This is a genomic window from Streptomyces sp. CWNU-52B (genome assembly GCF_047444975.1).
In the GTDB taxonomy this organism is placed as follows: domain Bacteria; phylum Actinomycetota; class Actinomycetes; order Streptomycetales; family Streptomycetaceae; genus Streptomyces.
The window spans coordinates 135,748-154,468 of the sequence record NZ_JBLFJV010000013.1 but is presented as its reverse complement, the minus strand read 5'-3'; the positions used below and the strand labels follow the sequence as shown (position 1 = coordinate 154,468).

19 protein-coding genes and 1 riboswitch are annotated in these 18,721 nt (G+C 71.7%); of the genes, 14 read left to right on the top strand and 5 right to left on the bottom strand.

The window, feature by feature from the left end; genetic code table 11:
• Positions 1-95: 95 nt before the first annotated feature.
• The 5 genes from thpR (at position 96) to ACLVWQ_RS15625 (ending at position 3,695) form a co-directional block, all read left to right on the top strand.
• Complete coding sequence (gene thpR / locus ACLVWQ_RS15645; RefSeq protein WP_414109277.1) at positions 96-677, top strand: RNA 2',3'-cyclic phosphodiesterase; 582 nt, start codon at positions 96-98, stop codon at positions 675-677.
• A gap of 283 nt (positions 678-960) precedes the next feature.
• On the top strand, positions 961-1,620 hold the full coding sequence (locus ACLVWQ_RS15640; RefSeq protein WP_414109275.1) for an ATP-dependent Clp protease proteolytic subunit: 660 nt from the start codon (positions 961-963) through the stop codon (positions 1,618-1,620).
• Between the two features lie 7 nt (positions 1,621-1,627).
• Positions 1,628-1,936 (top strand): hypothetical protein, encoded by a 309-nt coding sequence (locus tag ACLVWQ_RS15635; protein ID WP_414109273.1) that lies wholly within the window; start codon positions 1,628-1,630, stop codon positions 1,934-1,936.
• Between the two features lie 348 nt (positions 1,937-2,284).
• Positions 2,285-2,486, top strand: a riboswitch (cyclic di-AMP (ydaO/yuaA leader).
• A 3-nt stretch (positions 2,487-2,489) separates the two neighbouring features.
• Positions 2,490-2,963, top strand: coding sequence for a C40 family peptidase (locus ACLVWQ_RS15630; protein WP_414109271.1), 474 nt, complete (start codon positions 2,490-2,492; stop codon positions 2,961-2,963).
• Positions 2,964-3,062: 99 nt separating this feature from the next.
• The gene (locus ACLVWQ_RS15625; protein ID WP_414109269.1) at positions 3,063-3,695 is read left to right on the top strand and encodes a DUF6328 family protein; all 633 of its coding nucleotides are present in this window, start codon (positions 3,063-3,065) and stop codon (positions 3,693-3,695) included.
• A gap of 15 nt (positions 3,696-3,710) precedes the next feature.
• Here ACLVWQ_RS15625 and ACLVWQ_RS15620 read toward each other — a convergent pair whose 3' ends face one another.
• Positions 3,711-4,154, bottom strand: a complete 444-nt coding sequence (locus ACLVWQ_RS15620) for an ATP-binding protein (protein WP_414109267.1) — start codon at positions 4,152-4,154, stop codon at positions 3,711-3,713.
• Between the two features lie 262 nt (positions 4,155-4,416).
• On the opposite strand from ACLVWQ_RS15620, the gene ACLVWQ_RS15615 reads away from it, so the two are divergent.
• Both ACLVWQ_RS15615 and ACLVWQ_RS15610 read left to right on the top strand, forming a co-directional pair.
• Positions 4,417-5,274 (top strand): helix-turn-helix domain-containing protein, encoded by an 858-nt coding sequence (locus ACLVWQ_RS15615; protein ID WP_414109266.1) that lies wholly within the window; start codon positions 4,417-4,419, stop codon positions 5,272-5,274.
• A gap of 9 nt (positions 5,275-5,283) precedes the next feature.
• Entirely contained in the window at positions 5,284-5,505 is a 222-nt protein-coding gene (locus ACLVWQ_RS15610; protein ID WP_414109264.1) for a DUF397 domain-containing protein, read from the top strand.
• Here ACLVWQ_RS15610 and ACLVWQ_RS15605 read toward each other — a convergent pair.
• Positions 5,489-6,625 carry an 8-amino-7-oxononanoate synthase gene (locus ACLVWQ_RS15605; RefSeq protein WP_414109263.1) on the bottom strand — a complete coding sequence of 379 codons (1,137 nt, stop codon included), beginning with the start codon at positions 6,623-6,625 and terminating at the stop codon, positions 5,489-5,491. The genes ACLVWQ_RS15610 and ACLVWQ_RS15605 overlap by 17 nt on opposite strands.
• Before the next feature lie 213 nt (positions 6,626-6,838).
• On the opposite strand from ACLVWQ_RS15605, the gene bioB reads away from it, so the two are divergent.
• Genes bioB through bioD form a run of 3 tightly spaced genes read left to right on the top strand, consistent with a single transcriptional unit; the run spans position 6,839 to position 10,137 of the window.
• Positions 6,839-8,077: a biotin synthase BioB gene (gene bioB / locus ACLVWQ_RS15600; RefSeq protein WP_414109261.1), complete on the top strand. Its 1,239-nt coding sequence runs from the start codon at positions 6,839-6,841 to the stop codon at positions 8,075-8,077.
• A complete protein-coding gene (locus ACLVWQ_RS15595) occupies positions 8,070-9,401 on the top strand; it encodes an adenosylmethionine--8-amino-7-oxononanoate transaminase (RefSeq protein ID WP_414109260.1) in 1,332 nt (443 codons plus the stop codon). Before bioB ends, ACLVWQ_RS15595 begins: the two co-directional genes overlap by 8 nt.
• A 1-nt stretch (position 9,402) precedes the next feature.
• A complete protein-coding gene (gene bioD / locus ACLVWQ_RS15590; RefSeq protein ID WP_414109259.1) occupies positions 9,403-10,137 on the top strand; it encodes a dethiobiotin synthase in 735 nt (244 codons plus the stop codon).
• A gap of 42 nt (positions 10,138-10,179) precedes the next feature.
• Here bioD and ACLVWQ_RS15585 read toward each other — a convergent pair whose 3' ends face one another.
• Complete coding sequence (locus tag ACLVWQ_RS15585) at positions 10,180-12,558, bottom strand: LuxR C-terminal-related transcriptional regulator (RefSeq protein WP_414109258.1); 2,379 nt, start codon at positions 12,556-12,558, stop codon at positions 10,180-10,182.
• Positions 12,559-12,727: 169 nt separating this feature from the next.
• On the opposite strand from ACLVWQ_RS15585, the gene ACLVWQ_RS15580 reads away from it, so the two are divergent.
• Positions 12,728-13,414 carry an esterase/lipase family protein gene (locus ACLVWQ_RS15580; RefSeq protein WP_414109257.1) on the top strand — a complete coding sequence of 229 codons (687 nt, stop codon included), beginning with the start codon at positions 12,728-12,730 and terminating at the stop codon, positions 13,412-13,414.
• A 172-nt stretch (positions 13,415-13,586) separates the two neighbouring features.
• Positions 13,587-14,273, top strand: coding sequence for a class I SAM-dependent methyltransferase (locus tag ACLVWQ_RS15575; RefSeq protein WP_414109255.1), 687 nt, complete (start codon positions 13,587-13,589; stop codon positions 14,271-14,273).
• A gap of 23 nt (positions 14,274-14,296) precedes the next feature.
• Here ACLVWQ_RS15575 and ACLVWQ_RS15570 read toward each other — a convergent pair whose 3' ends face one another.
• Together ACLVWQ_RS15570 and ACLVWQ_RS15565 are read right to left on the bottom strand one after the other, a co-directional pair.
• Complete coding sequence (locus tag ACLVWQ_RS15570; RefSeq protein WP_414109384.1) at positions 14,297-14,635, bottom strand: fic family toxin-antitoxin system, toxin component; 339 nt, start codon at positions 14,633-14,635, stop codon at positions 14,297-14,299.
• A gap of 49 nt (positions 14,636-14,684) precedes the next feature.
• Complete coding sequence (locus ACLVWQ_RS15565; RefSeq protein WP_414109254.1) at positions 14,685-14,912, bottom strand: antitoxin; 228 nt, start codon at positions 14,910-14,912, stop codon at positions 14,685-14,687.
• Positions 14,913-15,206: 294 nt separating this feature from the next.
• On the opposite strand from ACLVWQ_RS15565, the gene ACLVWQ_RS15560 reads away from it, so the two are divergent.
• The gene (locus tag ACLVWQ_RS15560; protein WP_414109252.1) at positions 15,207-16,142 is read left to right on the top strand and encodes an ABC transporter ATP-binding protein; all 936 of its coding nucleotides are present in this window, start codon (positions 15,207-15,209) and stop codon (positions 16,140-16,142) included.
• An 11-nt stretch (positions 16,143-16,153) separates the two neighbouring features.
• Complete coding sequence (locus ACLVWQ_RS15555) at positions 16,154-18,721, top strand: ABC transporter permease (RefSeq protein WP_414109251.1); 2,568 nt, start codon at positions 16,154-16,156, stop codon at positions 18,719-18,721.

Genomic DNA, 18,721 nt, shown 5'->3' with positions numbered 1-18,721 from the left:
GCTCTTTCATCCGAGTATCACGCCGTGGGCGCGTGGCCACGTGTTGGCCACAGTTGGGCTTCGGCCCCGCGAACGCATGAGGTAGGAAGACATCCGTGACCGAACCGCCCCGGACCGCTACCCAGCACGCGTTCATCGCCCTCGCGCCGCCTGACGATGCGAAGGACGAGCTGGCGCACGCCCTGAGCCCGGCCTACGCCGCCTGTCCCGACCTGCGCTGGAACCGCATCGAGGACTGGCACATCACCCTGGCCTTCCTGGGCGAGCTGCCGGTGCGGGCCGTCCAGCGGCTTCGTTCACCCCTCGCAGACCTGGCGGCTGCCCGCCCCTCCCTCGAACTGGCACTGCGCGGAGGCGGACACTTCGACGAGCGAGTGCTGTGGAGCGGCATCGAGGGCGATCTCGACGGGCTGCACGAACTGGCCGAAGCAGTACGGGCGCGGGTCAGGGACTGCGACATCGCCTTCGCCGAACGGCCGCTGCGTCCCCACCTCACGTTGGCCCGCGCTCGCCGCTACGACAACGCGTCCGTGTCGGCGGCGGCCGCCTGCCTCGACGGCTTCACCGGACGCCCTTGGCAAACGGAACGCCTCCATCTGGTCGGCAGCACGACAAGTGGCCACCCAGGTCCGCGACGCTATCTGGACATCGACACGTGGGCACTGGCCATTGATTGAGGGCGTCCCGATCCGAGACCGTCGCTGACTGCTCTCGAACTCGAATGCGCGCGGTGCCCTGCGCAGTCGGTTTGTGCTGCCACCGCTCATGGGTCACGCCGCCACGCTCGATGAAGCCGAGCTCACCCTTGCGCTCCGCGGTCTCATCGTCGTCGAACCACTCCGGACCGGCGCTGCACCCTGGCCTGCCGTGATCTCTGGATCGCTGGAACACCCTCACCCCATAACCTAATGTACGTCCTGTACATTTTTTACAGGACCTCTCCCGGAGGAGGCGTGTGTCATGAACCGACCGCCGGCCCGACCGTTCGCCCGACCGTCCGCCCGCCACGCGCTGCCCGAGTTCACCGAGCGCACCGGTTCGGGGACGCGGACCATGGACCCGTACTCCAAACTCCTCGAAGAGCGGATCGTGTTTCTCGGGACGCCGATCGACGACACCTCGGCGAACGACGTGACGGCGCAGTTCATGCACCTCGAGTACCAGGCACCCGACCGGGACATCTCCCTCTACATCAACTCCCCCGGCGGCTCGTTCAGCGCGATGGCCGCCGTCTACGACACGATGCGGTTCGTCAGCTGCGAGGTGGAGACCATCTGCCTGGGGCAAGCCGCGTCGGCCGCCGCGGTGCTGCTGGCGGCGGGCACCCCGGGCAAGCGGTACGCGCTGCCGGGCGCCCGCGTGCTGATCCACCAGCCGTCGCTCTCCGAGCCGGTCCAGGGGCAGGTGTCCGACCTGGCCGTCCAGGCCGACGAACTGGCCCGTACCCGTACGCGTCTGGAGGATCTGCTCGCCCTGCACACGGGGCAGAGCCGGGAGCGGATCGCCGCGGACATCGAGCGGGACAGGATCCTGGACGCCCCCGGGGCGCTGGAGTACGGGCTGGTCGACCGGATCGTCCCGAGCCGCAAGGCGGCCCTCGGCGCGTCGGGCGCGAGGTGAAGCGCGGATGCTCCCACCCGAGTTGCCCCCGCTGCCGGCACTGACACGGGCCGAGGCCGAGTTGATCGACCGCTATCTGGAGGTCGTCGATCTGCTCGGCCGGATCAACCCGGCACACGCCGGCGACACCTACCGCGGACTGCGCGCGGCCCAGGCCCTGGTCGGCAAGGCCACCGCGCTGCGGGACGCCCTGGCCCTGATGCACCAGCGGGGTGAGCACGAGGTGCACGCGCCGACCCTGGCGCGGGCGCTGCGCGTCCTGGACGGTGAGCGCCGGGCGGGCCGCGTCGCTCTGCCGCCCGGCTCCGACACCTGACGTACACCCCGTGTCCCGGCGTCACGCAGGCAGGCGACGAGGCGTCCGGGCCGGGAGCGAAACGGACCAGACGGTGTACCCCCGGACGGCGTAGAAAGTGCTGCCTTTACAGGCCCCCGGGAGTTGCGCAACACGCGCGTCCCCGAGGCGGGATCAGCCACTCCTGTGCTGGTGCGGGGGTCAACGACGTTCTCGACACCCACCCGTGAAACGGGCTGTCCACCCGAACGGGTGAGTGGTGAGTAAGCCCACAAATCGCCGGTTCCACTCGGCATTTGGGACATCGGTGCGTCAAGATCCCTTCCGACGACAAGCCCCCGCCAGCAGCGGCGGGGCGGTCCGGGCGGACGCCGAGTCCTGCCGCTGCCCGGATGACCGGTCGACAGAAGTGGATCGGCAGGAGTGGAGGACCCAAGCACGACGGGTCGCCGGAACGGTCACGCCATGGCCGGGCCGAGCTGCCCTTGGGGTGAAGCCGCAGCAGCGGCCGGGCAACTTCGCCAGCCCGAATCCGACAGGTCATCCTTCACAGGCGGCTGACGAAGGGTTGCGCATGTCTGCGCTCAATCGTGTCCCGTCGCTGTTCACCAGGGCCGGTACCGCATCGGCTCTCACCCTCGCCGCTGTCGGCGGCGGCATAGTGGCCCCGGGCTTCGCGTCCACCGCCGAAGCGGCCACACCCGCGACGAAGGCACTTCAGGTGGCGGCCTCCAAGAAGGGTTCCCTGTACAAGTACGGGGCCGCGGGGCCCAAGCGCTTCGACTGCTCGGGCCTGACGCTGTACTCGTTCAAGAAGGCGGGCAAGAGCCTGCCCCGTACGGCCGCGGCCCAGTACAACAAGACGAACCATGTCTCCGCCTCGAAGCGCAAGCAGGGGGATCTGGTCTTCTTCCACTCGGGCCGGAACGTCTACCACGTCGGCATCTACGCCGGGAAGGGACGGATCTGGCACTCCCCGAAGACCGGGGAAGTGGTGAAGCTCCAGAAGATCTGGACGAAGAGCGTCTGGTACGGCCGAGTCAGGTGATCTGCCCGCGAGGTGGCCGTGGCGATCACCACGGCCATCTCGCCCACCTCGTGAGGCCCCGGATGTGTTTTCGACGGCGGAATGGTTAGCCGTTCACCCATGGCCGAACGTCAGCACCCCCGAGCACACCTCCAGGAACACCTCCAGGAGCACCCCGAGGAGCGCGACGAGACCCGTCTGGAGCGCGCCGACCGGAACTTCAACGAGCTCCTCCAGGAGCTGCGCGTCACCCAGACCGGCGTTCAGATCCTCTTCGCCTTCCTGCTGACCCTGGCCTTCACCCCGCGGTTCCCGTCGCTCGACACGGTGCAGCGCACCACCTACGTCGTCACCCTGCTCCTGTCGGTCCTGGCGGCCGCCCTCTTCACGGCGCCCGCCGCACTGCACCGCCGGCTGTTCCAGCAGGGCGCCAAGCCCCAGATCGTGCACGTCTCGTCCCGTCTCGCACAGGTCGGCCTCGCCGTGCTCGCGGTCGCTCTCGCCGGTTCCGTCCTGCTCGTCGTGGACGTGGCGCTGGGACGTACCGAAGGCATCCTGGCGGGCGCGGCCACTCTGGTCGTGTGCACCGGCCTGTGGGCGGTCATGCCCCACCTGGTGAAACGGGCCGCCGACAAGACCGCGGCCGCCGGCAGCGGCACGGACGCCGAGGCCGACGCCACGGTCGACGGAGCATCCGACGGCAGAACCCCGGCCGACACGCAGCCCCCACCCGCCCGTCCCCCGAACGAGTGAAAGCGGGCGCAGGCCTCAGTCGGTCCGCGCCGACTGCGCCGGTACCGCCCAGGGGAGCACGATCGACACGGTCTTACCGCCCTCGCTGGTGGGCCGGACCAGGAGCCTGCCGCCGCTCTCCGCGGTCAGCCAGCGGATGATCACCAGTCCGCGGCCGTTGTCCTGCTGGACGGCCGCGGGCAACCGCTGCGGGAAGCGCGGGTGGCTGTCGGTCACCCCGATGCACAGTTGTTCGTCACGGTCGAGCTCGATGTCCACCGTAAAGGTGGGTGACAGCCCGAATGTGTGCTGTACCGCGTTCGTGGCAAGTTCGGAGACGATGAGCCGGACCGTGTCGGCGGCCTCCGAGCCGGACGGGAGTCCCCACTCCGCCAGGACGTCGGTCACGTACCTACGGGCGGCCGAGACCGAGGCGGGATCGCTCGGCAGAGTGACGGATGCTTCCTGGTGATCTGCCATGCGACGTAGTCCCTTTCCCACGGGACCGGAACCCCACCCGAAGAGGATGACTTCGGGCACGGTCCCGGACTGGTGCTTGCGCCAGAGTGCCACTACCTCGGCGTTCTTGGTGCCGATCCACCAAGATATGCATATATCTGTCGCTCGAAGCGGTGAACTCTACGGCGGTCGACCATATTTGGGCATGGACCCGGTTTCTCCTCTACCGTCGGCGTGACGCCGAGCGCCACAGCGTCGGCGCGACGGTCGGAAGGAGACGGCCATGCAGCACGGCCCCGCGGTGCGCCGCCGTAAACTCGGCGCCGAACTGCGTGCTTTACGTGCCCTCGCGGGCCTCACGAGCGGTGAGGCGGCCCGCCGCGTGGGCTGGCACCAGTCGAAGGTGAGCCGGATCGAGACCGGCCGCAGCGGCGTCAAGCCCGCGGACGTACGACTGCTCCTGGACGCGTACGGCGTCGAGGACCCGGCACAGTACGAGTTGCTTGTCGTGCTGGCGGGCTCCGACGAGGACGGACGGCACCACTGGTGGCGCGCCTACCGGGGCCTCCTGCCGACGACGTACAGCGATTTCATCAGCCTGGAGTCGCAGGCCGGCGCGATGCGCACGCTGGAGAACTCCGTCGTGCCGGGCCTCCTGCAGACGCCCGAGTACGCCCGTGAGGTGACGCGCGCCGTCGTGGGCGCGGCGCTCGACGACGAGGTCGACGCACTGGTGCGGGTGCGCCTGGCGCGCCAGGACGTGCTGCGTTCGAATCCGCCGCTCCGGCTGAGCGCCGTCCTGGACGAGGCGGTGCTCCGGAGGACCGTCGGCGGCCCGGAGGTCATGGCGCGTCAACTGGAGCGGCTCCAGGAGGCCGCGCACCTCCCTCACGTGCGGATTCAGGTGCTGCCGTTCGGAGTTGGCGCCCAGATCGGCATCACCGGGCCTTTCGTAATGTTTTCTTTTCCGAACAAATCTGATCTGGATGTGGTTGTTCTCGACCACTTGACGAGTAGCCTCTACCTCGAACGGAAAGAAGACCTTCAGGCCTACAGCAAGGCCTTCGACTCCCTTCAGGTCCACGCCCTTTCGCCCAAGGACACGTTGGATTTCCTCGCCGGTGTCACTTCCGGCGCATAAGGAGGCACCATGGCCGCCATGCCTCGGTACGTACCTTCCAGCACACGACTGCACGGTGTGCGGTGGCAGCGCAGCAGCCGCAGCACAGGAATGAACAACTGCGTCGAGACCGCCCGTCCGGGCTCCGGCCCCTGGGCCGGTCTGCTCGCGGTGCGCGACTCCAAGAACACCTCGGGGCCCGCCCTGCTCTTCGACCCCGTGGCCTGGGAGGGCTTCATCGGCGCGTTGTGAGGATCACGTCCACGGCCCGGTCGAGCTGCCCGTCGGTGAGATCCGCGCGGGCGGTGAGCCGCAGCCGTGAGACGCCGTCCGGCACCGAGGGCGGACGGAAACAGCCGACGGCCAGACCCGCCGCACGGCAGTCCGCCGCCCAGCGCAGCGCCCGCTCGGGAGAGGGGGCGCGCACGGAGACGACCGCCGCGTCCGGCCGTACGGCTTCCAGGCCCTCGGCCGTCAGGCGTTCGTACAGAGTCGTCGCCACCGCACGCGCGCGCGTGGCCCGTTCCGGTTCCCCGCGCAGCAGCCGCAGGGCCGCCAGGGCCGCGCCCGCCGACGCGGGTGCCAGCGCGGTGTCGAAAATGAAGGTGCGGGCCGCGTTGACCAGATGGTCGATGACGTGGGCCGGGCCCAGGACGGCGCCGCCCTGGCTGCCGAGCGACTTCGACAGCGTGACGGTGGTGACGACGTCGGGCGCGCCCGCGAGCCCCGTCGCCCACGCCGCGCCACGCCCGCCGTCGCCGAGCACTCCCAGACCGTGCGCGTCGTCCGTCACCAGGGCCGCGCCGGACTCCCGGCAGACGACGGCCAGCTCCGCCAGCGGGGCCGCGTCGCCGTCCACCGAGAAGACCGTGTCGGACACGACGATCGCGGGCCCGGTGCGCGTGCCCAGCGCCTTGCGGACTGCGTCGGGGTCGGCGTGGGCGACGACCTGGGTGGTGCCGCGCGCGAGACGGCAGCCGTCGATCAGGGAGGCGTGGTTGCCCGCGTCGGAGACGACGAGGGAGCCGTGCGGCGCGAGCGCGGTGACGACGGCGAGGTTGGCCGCGTAGCCGGAGGAGAAGACGAGGGCCGACTCGAAGCCGCAGAACGCGGCCAGTTCGCGCTCCAGTTCCGCGTGCAGTTCGGTGGAACCGCTGACGAGCCGGGAGCCGGTGGCACCGCCGCCCCACGCGCGGGCGGCCCGCGCGGCGGCCTCCGTCACCTCGGGATGCCGGGCCAGGCCCAGATAGTCGTTTCCGGCGAGATCGAGCAGCGCGGAGTCGGCGGGGCGCGGACGCAGCGTCCGGACGAGTCCGGCCCGCCCGCGGGCCAGCGCCTGCTCGTCGATCCACGCGAAGGGCGACTGCGCCATGTGTCCTCCGGGCCGTGAGGTCGAGGGTGTCCCGGGAGAGGGTCCGGACACGACGTTCCGCCCGGCCGCCCCCGACTGCCTTTTGTAGGCACCGCACAGACCCTAGCCCGGCCACCAGACGCCCATGATGTGGCAATGTCCACACGTCGAGCCGACTCTGTTGTCCGGTTCCTCCTTGGCCCGGCGAGGTCGGATAGGCCAGGATCGGACCCCATGGACCTGCTGAACACGCTGCTGGACAAGGGGCTTCGGCGCGAGCTGCCGACCCGCGACGAGGCGCTGGCCGTGCTGGCCACCTCCGACGACGAACTCCTCGATGTGGTGGCCGCGGCCGGCAAGGTACGCCGCCACTGGTTCGGCCGACGGGTGAAGCTGAACTACCTCGTCAACCTGAAGTCGGGCCTGTGTCCCGAGGACTGCTCCTACTGCTCGCAGCGGCTCGGCTCAAAGGCCGAGATCCTCAAGTACACGTGGCTGAAGCCCGACCAGGCGTCGCAGGCCGCCGCCGCGGGGCTGGCGGGCGGCGCCAAGCGGGTCTGTCTGGTGGCGAGCGGACGCGGGCCGACGGACCGTGACGTCGACCGGGTCTCGGACACCATCAAGGCGATCAAGGACGGGCACGAGGGCGTCGAGGTGTGCGCCTGCCTCGGGCTCCTCTCGGACGGCCAGGCCGAGCGGCTGCGCGAGGCGGGGGCGGACGCCTACAACCACAACCTCAACACCTCCGAGGCCACGTACGGGGACATCACGACCACCCACACGTACGCGGACCGCGTGGACACGGTCCGCAAGGCGCATGCCGCGGGCCTGTCGGCCTGCTCCGGTCTGATCGCCGGGATGGGCGAGAGCGACGCGGACCTCGTCGACGTCGTCTTCGGACTGCGGGCGCTCGACCCGGACTCGGTGCCGGTCAACTTCCTGATCCCGATGGAGGGCACCCCGCTCGCCGGGGAGTGGCACCTCACACCGCAGCGGTGTCTGCGGATCCTCGCGATGGTCCGGTTCGTCTGCCCCGACGCCGAGGTGCGGATCGCGGGCGGGCGCGAGGTCCACCTCCGTACGATGCAGCCCCTCGCGCTGCACCTCGCCAACTCGATCTTCCTCGGTGACTACCTCACCAGCGAGGGACAGGCGGGCCAGGTGGACCTGGACATGATCGCGGACGCCGGGTTCGAGGTGGAGGGCACCGGCGAGGTGACGTTGCCGGAGCACCGGGTCACCGCCGCCGCGCGCGGAGGATGCGGTTCCGGTTCACCCGCGGAGGCCGGCTGCGGCTCGCACGAGGGCGCGGACGCGGGGTGCGGCGCGCACGAGGGCGGCGGGTGCGGTCCCCGCGACTCGGCCGCCGAGGAGGAGCCGGTTCCCGGCGCAGCCCGGGTCTCCGCGGCGCGTACGGACCTGGTCGCGGTACGCCGCCGGGGCGCCGGAACGGATCTCGCACCCAATGCCTGACCTGCCCCCGCCCGGCCCCTCCCGCTCCCCCTTCCTTCCCCCGGCCCCCTCCCCTTCCGTACGTGAGCTGCTCGATCTCGACCGGCGGCACGTCTGGCATCCGTACGGGCCGATGCCCGGCCGGCAGGAACCGCTCGTCGTGGAGTCGGCGAGCGGGGTACGGCTGCGGCTGGCCGGCGGGACCGACGAGCTGATCGACGGGATGTCGTCCTGGTGGTCGGCGATCCACGGCTACAACCACCCGGTGCTCAACGAGGCGGCCCACGACCAGCTCTCCCGGATGAGCCATGTGATGTTCGGCGGCCTCACGCACGAGCCGGCCGTACGGCTGGCGAAGCGCCTTGTCGACATGTCGCCCGATGGTCTTGAGCACGTCTTCCTCGCGGACTCCGGGTCGGTGTCCGTCGAGGTCGCGGTCAAGATGTGCCTCCAGCACTGGCGTTCGCTCGGCCGGCCCGGCAAGCAGCGCCTGCTGACCTGGCGAGGTGGCTATCACGGCGACACCTGGCAGCCGATGTCGGTGTGCGACCCCGAGGGCGGGATGCACGAGCTGTGGCAGGGCGTGCTCCCCCGTCAGGTGTTCGCCGACGCGCCCCCGGCCGCGTACGAGGAGTCGTACGCCGAGGAGCTGCGGGAGCTGATCGAGCGGCACGCGGACGAACTGGCCGCGGTGATCGTGGAGCCGGTGGTGCAGGGCGCGGGTGGCATGCGGTTCCACTCGCCCGCCTATCTGCGGGTGCTGCGCGAGGCGTGCGACGCCCATGACGTGCTGCTCGTGTTCGACGAGATCGCGACGGGCTTCGGACGCACCGGGACGTTGTTCGCAGCCGGGCACGCGGGGGTGACGCCGGATGTGATGTGTGTGGGCAAGGCGCTGACCGGCGGATATCTGACGATGGCGGCGACGCTGTGCACCTCACGGGTCGCGGAGGGCATCTCGCGGGGCGAGGTCCCGGTGCTCGCCCACGGCCCGACCTTCATGGGCAACCCGCTCGCCGCCGCCGTGGCCTGCGCCTCGATCGACCTGCTCCTCGGCCAGGACTGGCAGACCGAGGTCAAGCGTGTCGAGACGGGACTGCGGGACGGTCTGGCACCGGCGGCAGAACTGCCGGGCGTCCGGGACGTACGGGTCCTCGGCGCCATCGGGGTGGTGCAACTGGACCACGAGATCGACATGACCGCGGCGACCCGGGCGGCGGTGCGCGAGGGTGTGTGGCTCCGCCCGTTCCGGGATCTCGTGTACACGATGCCGCCGTACGTCACCGACGACGCCGATCTGGCGCGGATCACGGCGGCCGTGTGCGCGGCGGCGCGGGAGGGCTGAGATGACGGTACTGGTGATCACGGGGACGGGCACGGAGGTCGGCAAGACCGTCACGACGGCCGCCGTGGCCGCGGCGGCTCTCGCGGCCGGGCGGTCGGTGGCCGTGCTCAAGCCCGCGCAGACGGGTGTGCTGCCGGGTGAGCACGGGGACGCCGACGAGGTGGTCCGGCTCGCGGGGCAGGTCACGGCCGTCGAACTCGCCCGCTACCCCGAGCCGTTGGCCCCCGCGACCGCGGCCCGGCGGGCCGGTCTGGCGCCGGTGGGACCCGAGGAGGTGGCCGAGGCCGCGGGCGAACTGGCCGCAGATCACGACCTGGTGCTGGTGGAGGGCGCGGGCGGTCTGCTCGTACGGTTCGACGACGCGGGCGGTTCGCTCGCGGACGCGGCGCGGCTGCTGGACGCACCGGTGCTGGTGGTCGCCTCCGCCGGGCTCGGCACGCTCAACACGACGGAACTGACCGCGCGCGAACTGCGGTTCCGGCGCCTCGACCTGCTGGGCGTCGTCATCGGCAGCTGGCCCGGCGACCCGGACCTGGCGTCACGCTGCAACCTCGCGGACCTGCCGACGGTGGCGGGGGCACCTCTGCTGGGCGCACTTCCCGAGGGTGCGGGCCGCCTCCCGGCCGCCACCTTCCGGACGACGGCGGCCAGTTGGCTCGCGCCGCGACTCGGGGGATCGTGGAGCGCGGCGGGATTCGGTGGCGCCCGGTCCGCGGACAGCCGGCGGCACCGATGATCTCCGCTGCGCCGCGGGCATCGAACGACGGTCCGGCGGAGCCTACTCCTCCGACGCCAGGAGCTTGACGAGCTCGATCCGCGACCGTATGCCGAGCCGGTTGAAAACTCCCCGCAGATGGTGATCGATCGTGCGTGGGCTGAGCAGCAGCCGCGACGCGATCTCCCGGTTGGTGGCACCCTCGGCGGCCATCCGCGCCACCGTCAGCTGCTGAGCGGTGAGCAGGCCGCCCGCCTCGCGGGACCCGTTCCGCGGCCGGACCGGCTCGCCCAGCGCGCGCAGCTCCGCCCGCGCCTGGGCCGCGCAGTGCGGGGACCCGAAGTACTCGAACGCCTCAAGGGCGCTGTGCAGCCGGTCACGGGCCTCCGTACGGTTGCGCAGCCGCCGCAGGGCGCCACCGAACAGCAGCTCCGTACGGGCGCGTTCGAAGTCGCGGGTGCCGTCCGCGTGCAGGTGAAGGGCCGTGCGGTAATGACCGGCCGCCTCGGGGCCGGTGGCCAGCAGGGCCCGGCAACGGGCGCTGAGGGCCAGGTCGTCGGGGCTGGCGACGATGTTCGCCCAGTGGTCGTAGTCGGCGTGGGCGCTGCGGGCGACCCGTGTGTCGCCGGAGCGGACGGCGGCTTCCACGTAGTGCGGGGTGGCGAGGTGGCGCACGGCCCGGTGACCGTGCCCTGGGCCGAATCCGGCGAGCGCGCGCAGCCGGGACGCGGACGCCGCGTACCGGCCCATGCTGAGGTCGAGGAAGGCGAGCGCCCACAGGGCCAGGGCGGCGGGGAGGCCGAGGCCCCGTTCCAGGGCGTGGGCGCGGGCCGCCTCGGCGCGGACCCGGCACAGCTCCTCGTCGCCGGTGACGGCCGCGAACATCGCGAGGGCTGCCTGGAGATGGCAGGCCCCGTTGTCCTGCCCGGTGGCGTACGCCTGCCGCAGGGCGTCCAGCGCGGCGGCCCCGGCGGAGCGCGGCCGGCCCGTCCAGAACTCGGCGTACGCCCGGAACTCCATGGCCTGCGGAACGGTCGCGGGCTCGCCCAGGGCACGGGCCGAGGCGGCGGCCCGGACGGCGGCGGACGCGGCGCGGGTGTGGTCGCCGAGCAGCAGCGCGGCGATCGAGGCGTGGATCAGCGAGGTGGGGTCGCTACCGGGTCCGCAGCGCCCGGCGGCCTCTCGTAGCAGGTCGCGGGCGTCCTCGTACCGTCCCTCGAACGCCGCGGCCAGTCCCCCGAGGGTGCCCGGCGGTACGATCCCGAGCCGGGCGGCGACGGTCGCGGCCTCCCGGCAGCGGCGCAGGTCACCGGTGTAGATGGCGGCCTCGGTGGCACGTGCCACCAGGTGTGCCGCGGTGTCGGGACCGGCGGGGCGCGTGCTTCGGGTACCGCCCGCGCCCTCGATCGGCGCGCCGCCGACCGGGCGCTCGCGCGGGGCGCCGGGGCCCGGCCCCACATCCGGCCCCGCACCCGGCCCCACATCCGGCTCCATGCCCCGGTCCGCGCCCGGCTCCCGCTCCGTGCCGCGCGCCGTTTCGCGCGCCGCGCGGCGTCCGACGTCGCGTCCGGCGCTGCGTTCCGCCTCCGTGAGCAGCGTGTCGAACGCCTCTGTCGCGTTCTCCGCGCGTAGAGCGAGCACCCCGCTGAGCCCGTCCACGTCCCCGTGCGAGGCGAGGCGGCGGGCCCGGTCGCCGTCGCCGGAGCGCCAGGCGTCGGCGGCGGCGCGGGCCAGCAGCCGCGGCCGTTCGCGGGGGTCGGGGGTCAGTGCGGCGGCCCGTTCGAGGAGCGCGCAGGCCAGCGCGTGTTCACGGGCGGCGCGCGCCTCGTGCGCGGCGGCGCGCAGCTCTCCCGCGAGGCGCCTGCTGGGGCCGAGCGCCGCGGCGGCCCGGTGCCAGGACCTGCGGGGTGTCTCGCCCTCGCCGCGCAGGACCCGGGCGAGGAGGCGGTGTGTGTCGCGCCGGTCCGCGGCGGACGCGGTCTCATAGGCGGCGACGCGGGTCCAGGGATCCCGGAACACGACGCCGGCGGAGGTCGTACGGGCGAGCCCGGCCGCCTCGGCGTCGTCGAGCGGGCCGGTGTCCAACCGGGCCGCGGCCACCGCCCGTTGGTAGGCGTGGGTGGCGAACGGGTGCTGGTCGGCGGCGGCGATCAGCAGCAGCCGCCGGGTCTTCGGGGCGAGCGAGCGGAACGGGGGCCGGTGGGACCGCAGCAGTCCGGGCACCGCGCCGACCGGGTCGGCCGGCAGCGGTTCGAGACCGGCCCGTTGACGGTCGCCGAGGACAGCGGCGACCTCCGCGGCGGCGAGCGGATCGCCGTGCACGGCACACAGCACCCGTACCTGAACGCCCTCGGACAACGGCGTGCGCGCGGTCGTCCGCGGCGCGCTGTCCGGTCGTACGCCGTCCGGTCGTACGCCGCCCGGTCGTTCCGGAGCGTTCATCTGAGGCGGTGGCGAAGGGTGCGGGAGGAGCGGAGGGTTCACCGGGGTCACCACACCGCTCACGTTACTGGCGAGTTAAGTGGTGCGTAAAGACCGGCGATCTCACCGATGCGGCGCGCGTAGACCCCACCGGACACTCCTGGCGAACCCACCCTCGTCAGGAGGCGTCATGACCCGCCGCATCCGCACTGCCGGCACGGTCTTCGCAGCCGCGCTCGCGTCGCTGCTCCTGTTCCTCTCCCTGCCCGCGGCCCCGGCCCACGCGGCCGCCCACAACCCCGTCGTTTTCGTACACGGACTGAGCAGTTCGTCGAGCAGTTGGGACGACTGGATCGCCGACTTCAAGGCCGACGGCTATACGAGTTCCGAGCTGTACTCCTGGTCGTACGACTGGGGCCAGTCGAACGTCACGACCGCCCAACAGCTGGCCACCAAGATCCAGAGTGTGCGTTCCCAGACCGGCGCGGCCAAGGTCGACCTGGTCGTCCACTCGATGGGCGCGCTGAACTCCCGCTACTACCTCAAGAACCTCGGCGGCACCGCGTACGTGGACGACTTCGTCTCGACGGCCGGTGTGAACCACGGGACCACCACCGCCGGCTGGTGCCAGTGGCTCTACACGTCCTGCGCGGAGATGTACACCGGCAGCTCGTTCCTGACCGCGCTGAACTCGGGCGACGAGACACCCGGCGGTGTCTCCTACGCCAGTTACTGGTCGAACTGCGACGACGCCCTGACCCCCGACACCAGCGCGATCCTCAGCGGCGCCACCAATGTCGAGGTCGGATGCGTCTCGCACACCGACATGAACAACGACTACGGCGTCTACGAGCAGGTGCGCGACTTCATCGCCTGACGCCCCACGAGCCGGCCCGAGCCCCGCCCGCACCTCGCGCATCCGCCCTGTGGTCCCCGCGCGGCCGGGACCACGGGGCGGGACCGCGGTGGGAACACGGAGCGGCGAACGGGTGAGCGCGGCCCTCCTGGGGGACAATCGCGGTAGGCCCACGCCCCAGGGGGAGGCCCCCATGCGACCGCTCGGCTCCAGAATCGCCCGGACGGGCGCGCTGTCTCCGGCTTCGGTGCACCATCCGCTGTTCGCCCGCTTCTACGCCCGGCTCAGCGTGGCCGCCGAGCCGACGATCGGCGTCCATCGCGAGGAGCTGCTCGCGGGCCTCTCCGGCCGGGTCATCGAGATCGGCGCGGGCAACGGACTGAACTTCGCCCACTGTCCGAGCACCGTCTCGGAGGTCGTCGCCATCGAACCCGAGTACCGGCTGCGGCAGTTGGCCGTGACCGCGGCGCGGCGTGCGGACGTCCCGGTCGACGTGGTGCCGGGGGTCGCGGAGGCGCTGCCGGTGAAGAGCGAGGCGTTCGACGGGGCCGTCGTGTCGCTGGTCCTGTGCAGCGTGCGAGACGTTCCGCGGGCCCTCGCCGAGATCCGTCGGGTCCTGCGCCCCGGCGGTGAGCTGCGCTTCTTCGAGCACGGCAGGGGCGGCGGACGCGCCATGACGACGGCTCAGCGCGTCCTCGACCGCACGGTGTGGCCACCGTTGTTCGGGGGCTGTCATGTGTCCCGTGACCCGATCGCCGCGATCCGGGACGCGGGGTTCGAACTGGGTCCCCACCGGCGGCTGCTGGTGCCCGACAAGGGGCCGCGGACCCCCAGTGCGTACTGTGTGCTGGGCACCGCGCGCCGCCCGCCCGCCTCCTGAACCGGCTCGGAAGCCGCTGGGCCTCACAGGCTCCACCGGCGCAGCTCGCGCGCGATGTCCTGCACCGTGGCCTCACCCGTCTTGACCAGTCGGGCCAGGTCGCGGACCTGTTCGGGCGAGGTGACGACCTTCAGGCCGCTGGCGACGAGGTAGGCGTACGCGACGGCCATGGCGAACATCGCGTTGGAGCGTTCGAGCGCCGGGACGTGCAGCAGGACCTGCAGCAGCGCCGCGGCGCGGGTCTGCGGGGTGTCGTAGACGGGGACGCCGAAGATCTCGGCCTGATGCCGGCCGACGGCGGCGACGAGCGCTCCCCAGTCGGTGACCTGGGGGTCCCCCGGTGTCTTCTGCTCGGCGACCATGAGGAGCCAGGCGAGGTCGACTCTGATGTTCAGTGGATCGTCCAAGAGCTCAGTGACGGCCTTCCCGGTCCGCGCCGAACTCCTCGGCGAACACGGACTCGTACTGCTTCATGAAGTCGGAGGCGGCCTCGACGAAGGTGTGGCCGGCTTCTCCGGTGTCCTGCCTGACCAGTTCCTCGATGTAGCGGTTGACGCTCATCCCGCGGGCCAGGGCGCGCTCACGCGCGGCTCGGGCGGTGCCCTCGTCCACGCGAACGTTCAACTGGGTCTTAGCCATACTTCGAAGCTAGCGCCAAAACGCTAGCTCCGGCAAGAGGGCAAGGGAGGTATGGCCTGTGCGCACTCTTCCCGAACCACCCGACGTCCGCGGGCGAGGTCGAGCACTGCCGGTGCGGTTGCGACGCCTTCGTGGTGCTCTCCCCAGCGGGCCCGGCCGCTTTCACCGGCCCTCGGGCGCACCGCCCTACGGCGGAGAACGGCGGAGAACACGGTACTTCGGAGGGATACCGAGTGTGCCCGGGGTCACACTAGGCTCGCCCGTGGACACCTGAGTCCGACAAGGGAGGCGGCCTTGTCCACAACAGCTGCGGAGCACGCCCGCGGGCACACGGGCCCGGAGGCGACAGCGGCCCGCGCCCGGGGACTGACGAAGGCGTACGGGTCGGGTGAGACGACCGTGCTCGCCCTCGACTCGGTCGACGTGGACATCGCGCGGGGGCGCTTCACCGCGGTCATGGGCCCCTCCGGGTCGGGCAAGTCCACCTTGATGCACTGCCTGGCGGGGCTCGACACCGTCTCGGCCGGACAGGTCTGGCTGGGAGACACCGAGATCACCGGGCTGAAGGAGCGGGAGCTGACCCGGCTGCGGCGCGACCGGATCGGCTTCATGTTCCAGTCGTTCAACCTGATCCCGACCCTGAACGCGGCGGAGAACATCACGCTGCCCATGGACATCGCGGGCCAGAAACCCGACGACTCCTGGCTGAACCAGATCATCGACTCGCTCGGCCTGCGCGACCGCCTCAAGCACCGGCCCGCGCAGCTCTCCGGTGGTCAGCAGCAGCGGGTGGCCTGCGCACGGGCGCTCGCCTCGCGCCCCGAGCTGATCTTCGCGGACGAGCCGACGGGCAACCTCGACTCCCGGGCCGGTCTTGAGGTCCTGGGCTTCCTGCGGGACGCCGTCGACGACCTGGGGCAGACCGTGGTCATGGTCACGCACGACCCAGGCGCGGCGGCCCACGCCGACCTGGTCCTCTTCCTCGGGGACGGGCGGATCGTGGACGAGATGGCCCGGCCCACCGCCGACGCGGTGCTGGAGCGCATGAAGAGGTTCGACTCGGTCCGCGGGACGTTCGAGGAGGGCACCGGCCACGGGGAGGAGCACGCGGGCCCCGCTACCCCCGAGGAACCAACGGACCCCGCGGAACCCACGGACCCCGCTGATCTCACGGACCCCAAGACCCAGAAGAGCACCCCCGCCCCGGGCACCATCCCCGACAGCGACTGAGGCAGGCCGTCGTGCTGAAGGCGACACTCCGGAGTTTCCTCGCTCACAAGGGCCGGCTGCTGCTCTCGGCGCTGGCCGTCGTCCTGTCCGTGGCGTTCGTCGCGGGCAGCCTGATCTTCTCGGACACCGTCAGCCGCACCTTCGACCGGCTCTTCGCGTCCACGTCGGCCGATGTGACCGTCAGCCCGAAGGAGGATCTGGAGTCACAGGTGCCCTCCGGGGCCGTCGAGACGGTGCCCACGAGCCTCGTGGACCGCATCGCGAAGATCGACGGAGTCGCCCTCGTCCGTCCTGACGTGTCCGTCCAGAACGTCACCGTCGTCGACCGCGACAACGAGTCGGTGGGCCCCACCACGGGCGCGCCCACCATCGCCGCCGACTGGTACGTCACCGACCGCAGCCCCGTGGAACTGACCTCCGGGCACGCCCCGCGCGGCCCCGGCGAGGCGCTGCTCGACGCGGACACGGCCGACAAGAAGCACGTGGACATCGGCGACCCGCTGACCGTGATCGCGCAGCCGGGTTCGTTCAAGGTCGAGGTCGTCGGCATCGCGACCTTCACGACCACCAACCCGGGCGCCGCGCTCGTCTTCCTCGACCCGGCCGTCGCCGCGGACAAGCTCCTCGGCGAGACCGCGGTCGCCACCAGCGTCCAGGTCGACGCGGACCGGGAAGTGTCCGACGCGCAGCTCGAACGGCGCATCGCCACGGAGATCGGCTCCGGCACCTACGAGTTGGAGACCGCGGACGAGCAGGCCGAGTCGTCCGCGGAGCAACTCGGCGGATTCCTCGACGTGATCAAGTACGTGATGCTCGGCTTCGCGGGTATCGCCGTGCTGGTCGGCGTCTTCCTGATCGTCAACACCTTCTCCATGCTGATCGCCCAACGCACCCGCGAACTGGGCCTGTTGCGCGCGCTCGGCGCCGACCGGCGCCAGGTGCGCCGCTCCGTGCTCACCGAGGCGGTTCTGCTGGGCCTGGTGGGCTCCACGCTCGGCCTGGCCTCGGGCATCGGGCTCGCCTTCGGCCTGATCAAGCTCATGGGCGTGTTCGGCATGAACCTGAAGACCACCGAGATGGTGATCGGATGGGGGACGCCGGTCGCGGCGTACGTCGTCGGCGTGGGTGTCACCTTCGTCGCGGCGTACCTTCCGGCCCGCCGGGCCGCCGGGGTGTCGCCGATGGCCGCGCTGGCCGACGCGGAGATCGCCGGTGTGGGGCGGCCGTTGCGGGTACGGGCCGTCGTGGGGTCGGTCGTCGGCGTGCTGGGTGCCGTCGCGCTCCTGGGCTGCGCGACGGCGACGCGGACCTCGGCCGCCGCCTCGCTGCTGGGGCTCGGTGTCGTCCTCACCCTCCTCGCGACGGTGATCGCGGGACCGTTGCTCGTCCGTCCGGTGATCCGGGTCCTCGGCGGGCTCTTCCCCGTCCTGTTCGGGTCGGTCGGCCGGATGAGCCAGCGCAACGCGCTGCGCAACCCGCGCCGCACCGGCGCCACCGCGGCCGCCCTGATGGTGGGCCTCGCCCTGGTCGCCGGCATGTCCGTGGCGAGCGCCTCCATGACCAAGTCCTTCGACCAGCAGATCGACAAGACGCTGGGCGCCGACTTCGTGGTGCAGAACGCCAACTTCATGCCGTTCCCGCCGGAGATCACCGAGAAGGTGGAGGCCACGGACGGCGCGGGGCTCGTCGTACGGCAGCGGTTCGCGCCGGTCGCCGTCCGGCTGCCGGACGGCAAGCGCGTCGAGACGACCGCGTCGGGCTACGACCCGGAACTCGACGACGTGGCCCGCCTCACCTACGCCGAGGGCGACACGGCCGCCGCGCTCGCCGACGGGAACATCGCCATGGACGCCGGCTTCGCCGAGGACCACGACGTACGGGTGGGCAGCACGGTCCCCGTCGAGTTCCCGGCCGGGCGCAGGACCGAGCTGAAGGTCGCGGCGCTGACCGACCAGGACGCCGCGGAGGGCTTCGGAACGCAGGGCGGACTGTTCCTCGGCTTCGCGACCCTCGTGAAGTACGTCCCGGGCGGCCAGGACTCCGCGCTGTACGTGAACGCGGCCGCCGGTGCCTCGGACGACACCCTGCGCTCCCACCTCGACAAGACCCTCGATCCGTACCCCCAGGTACAGGTGCGCGACCTGGCCGACTACAAGAAGCTGATCCACGACCAGATCGCCGTGCTGCTCTATCTGGTGTACGCCCTGCTGGGGCTCGCGATCGTCATCGCGGTGCTCGGTGTGGTCAACACCCTCGCCCTGTCGGTCGTGGAGCGCACCCGCGAGATCGGGCTGCTGCGCGCGATCGGGCTCGCCCGGCGGCAGCTGCGGCGGATGATCAGGCTGGAGTCGGTGGTGATCGCCGTGTTCGGCGCGGTCCTCGGGCTGGCGCTCGGGCTCGTGTGGGGCGTGTGCATACAACAGGTCCTCGCCCTGCAGGGCATGAAGGCGTTCGCGATCCCGTGGACCACGCTCGTCTCGGTCGTCGTGGGCTCCGCCGTCGTGGGCATCGTGGCGGCGCTGCTGCCCGCGCTGCGCGCGTCACGCATGAACGTGCTGGCCGCCATCGCCCACGAGTGA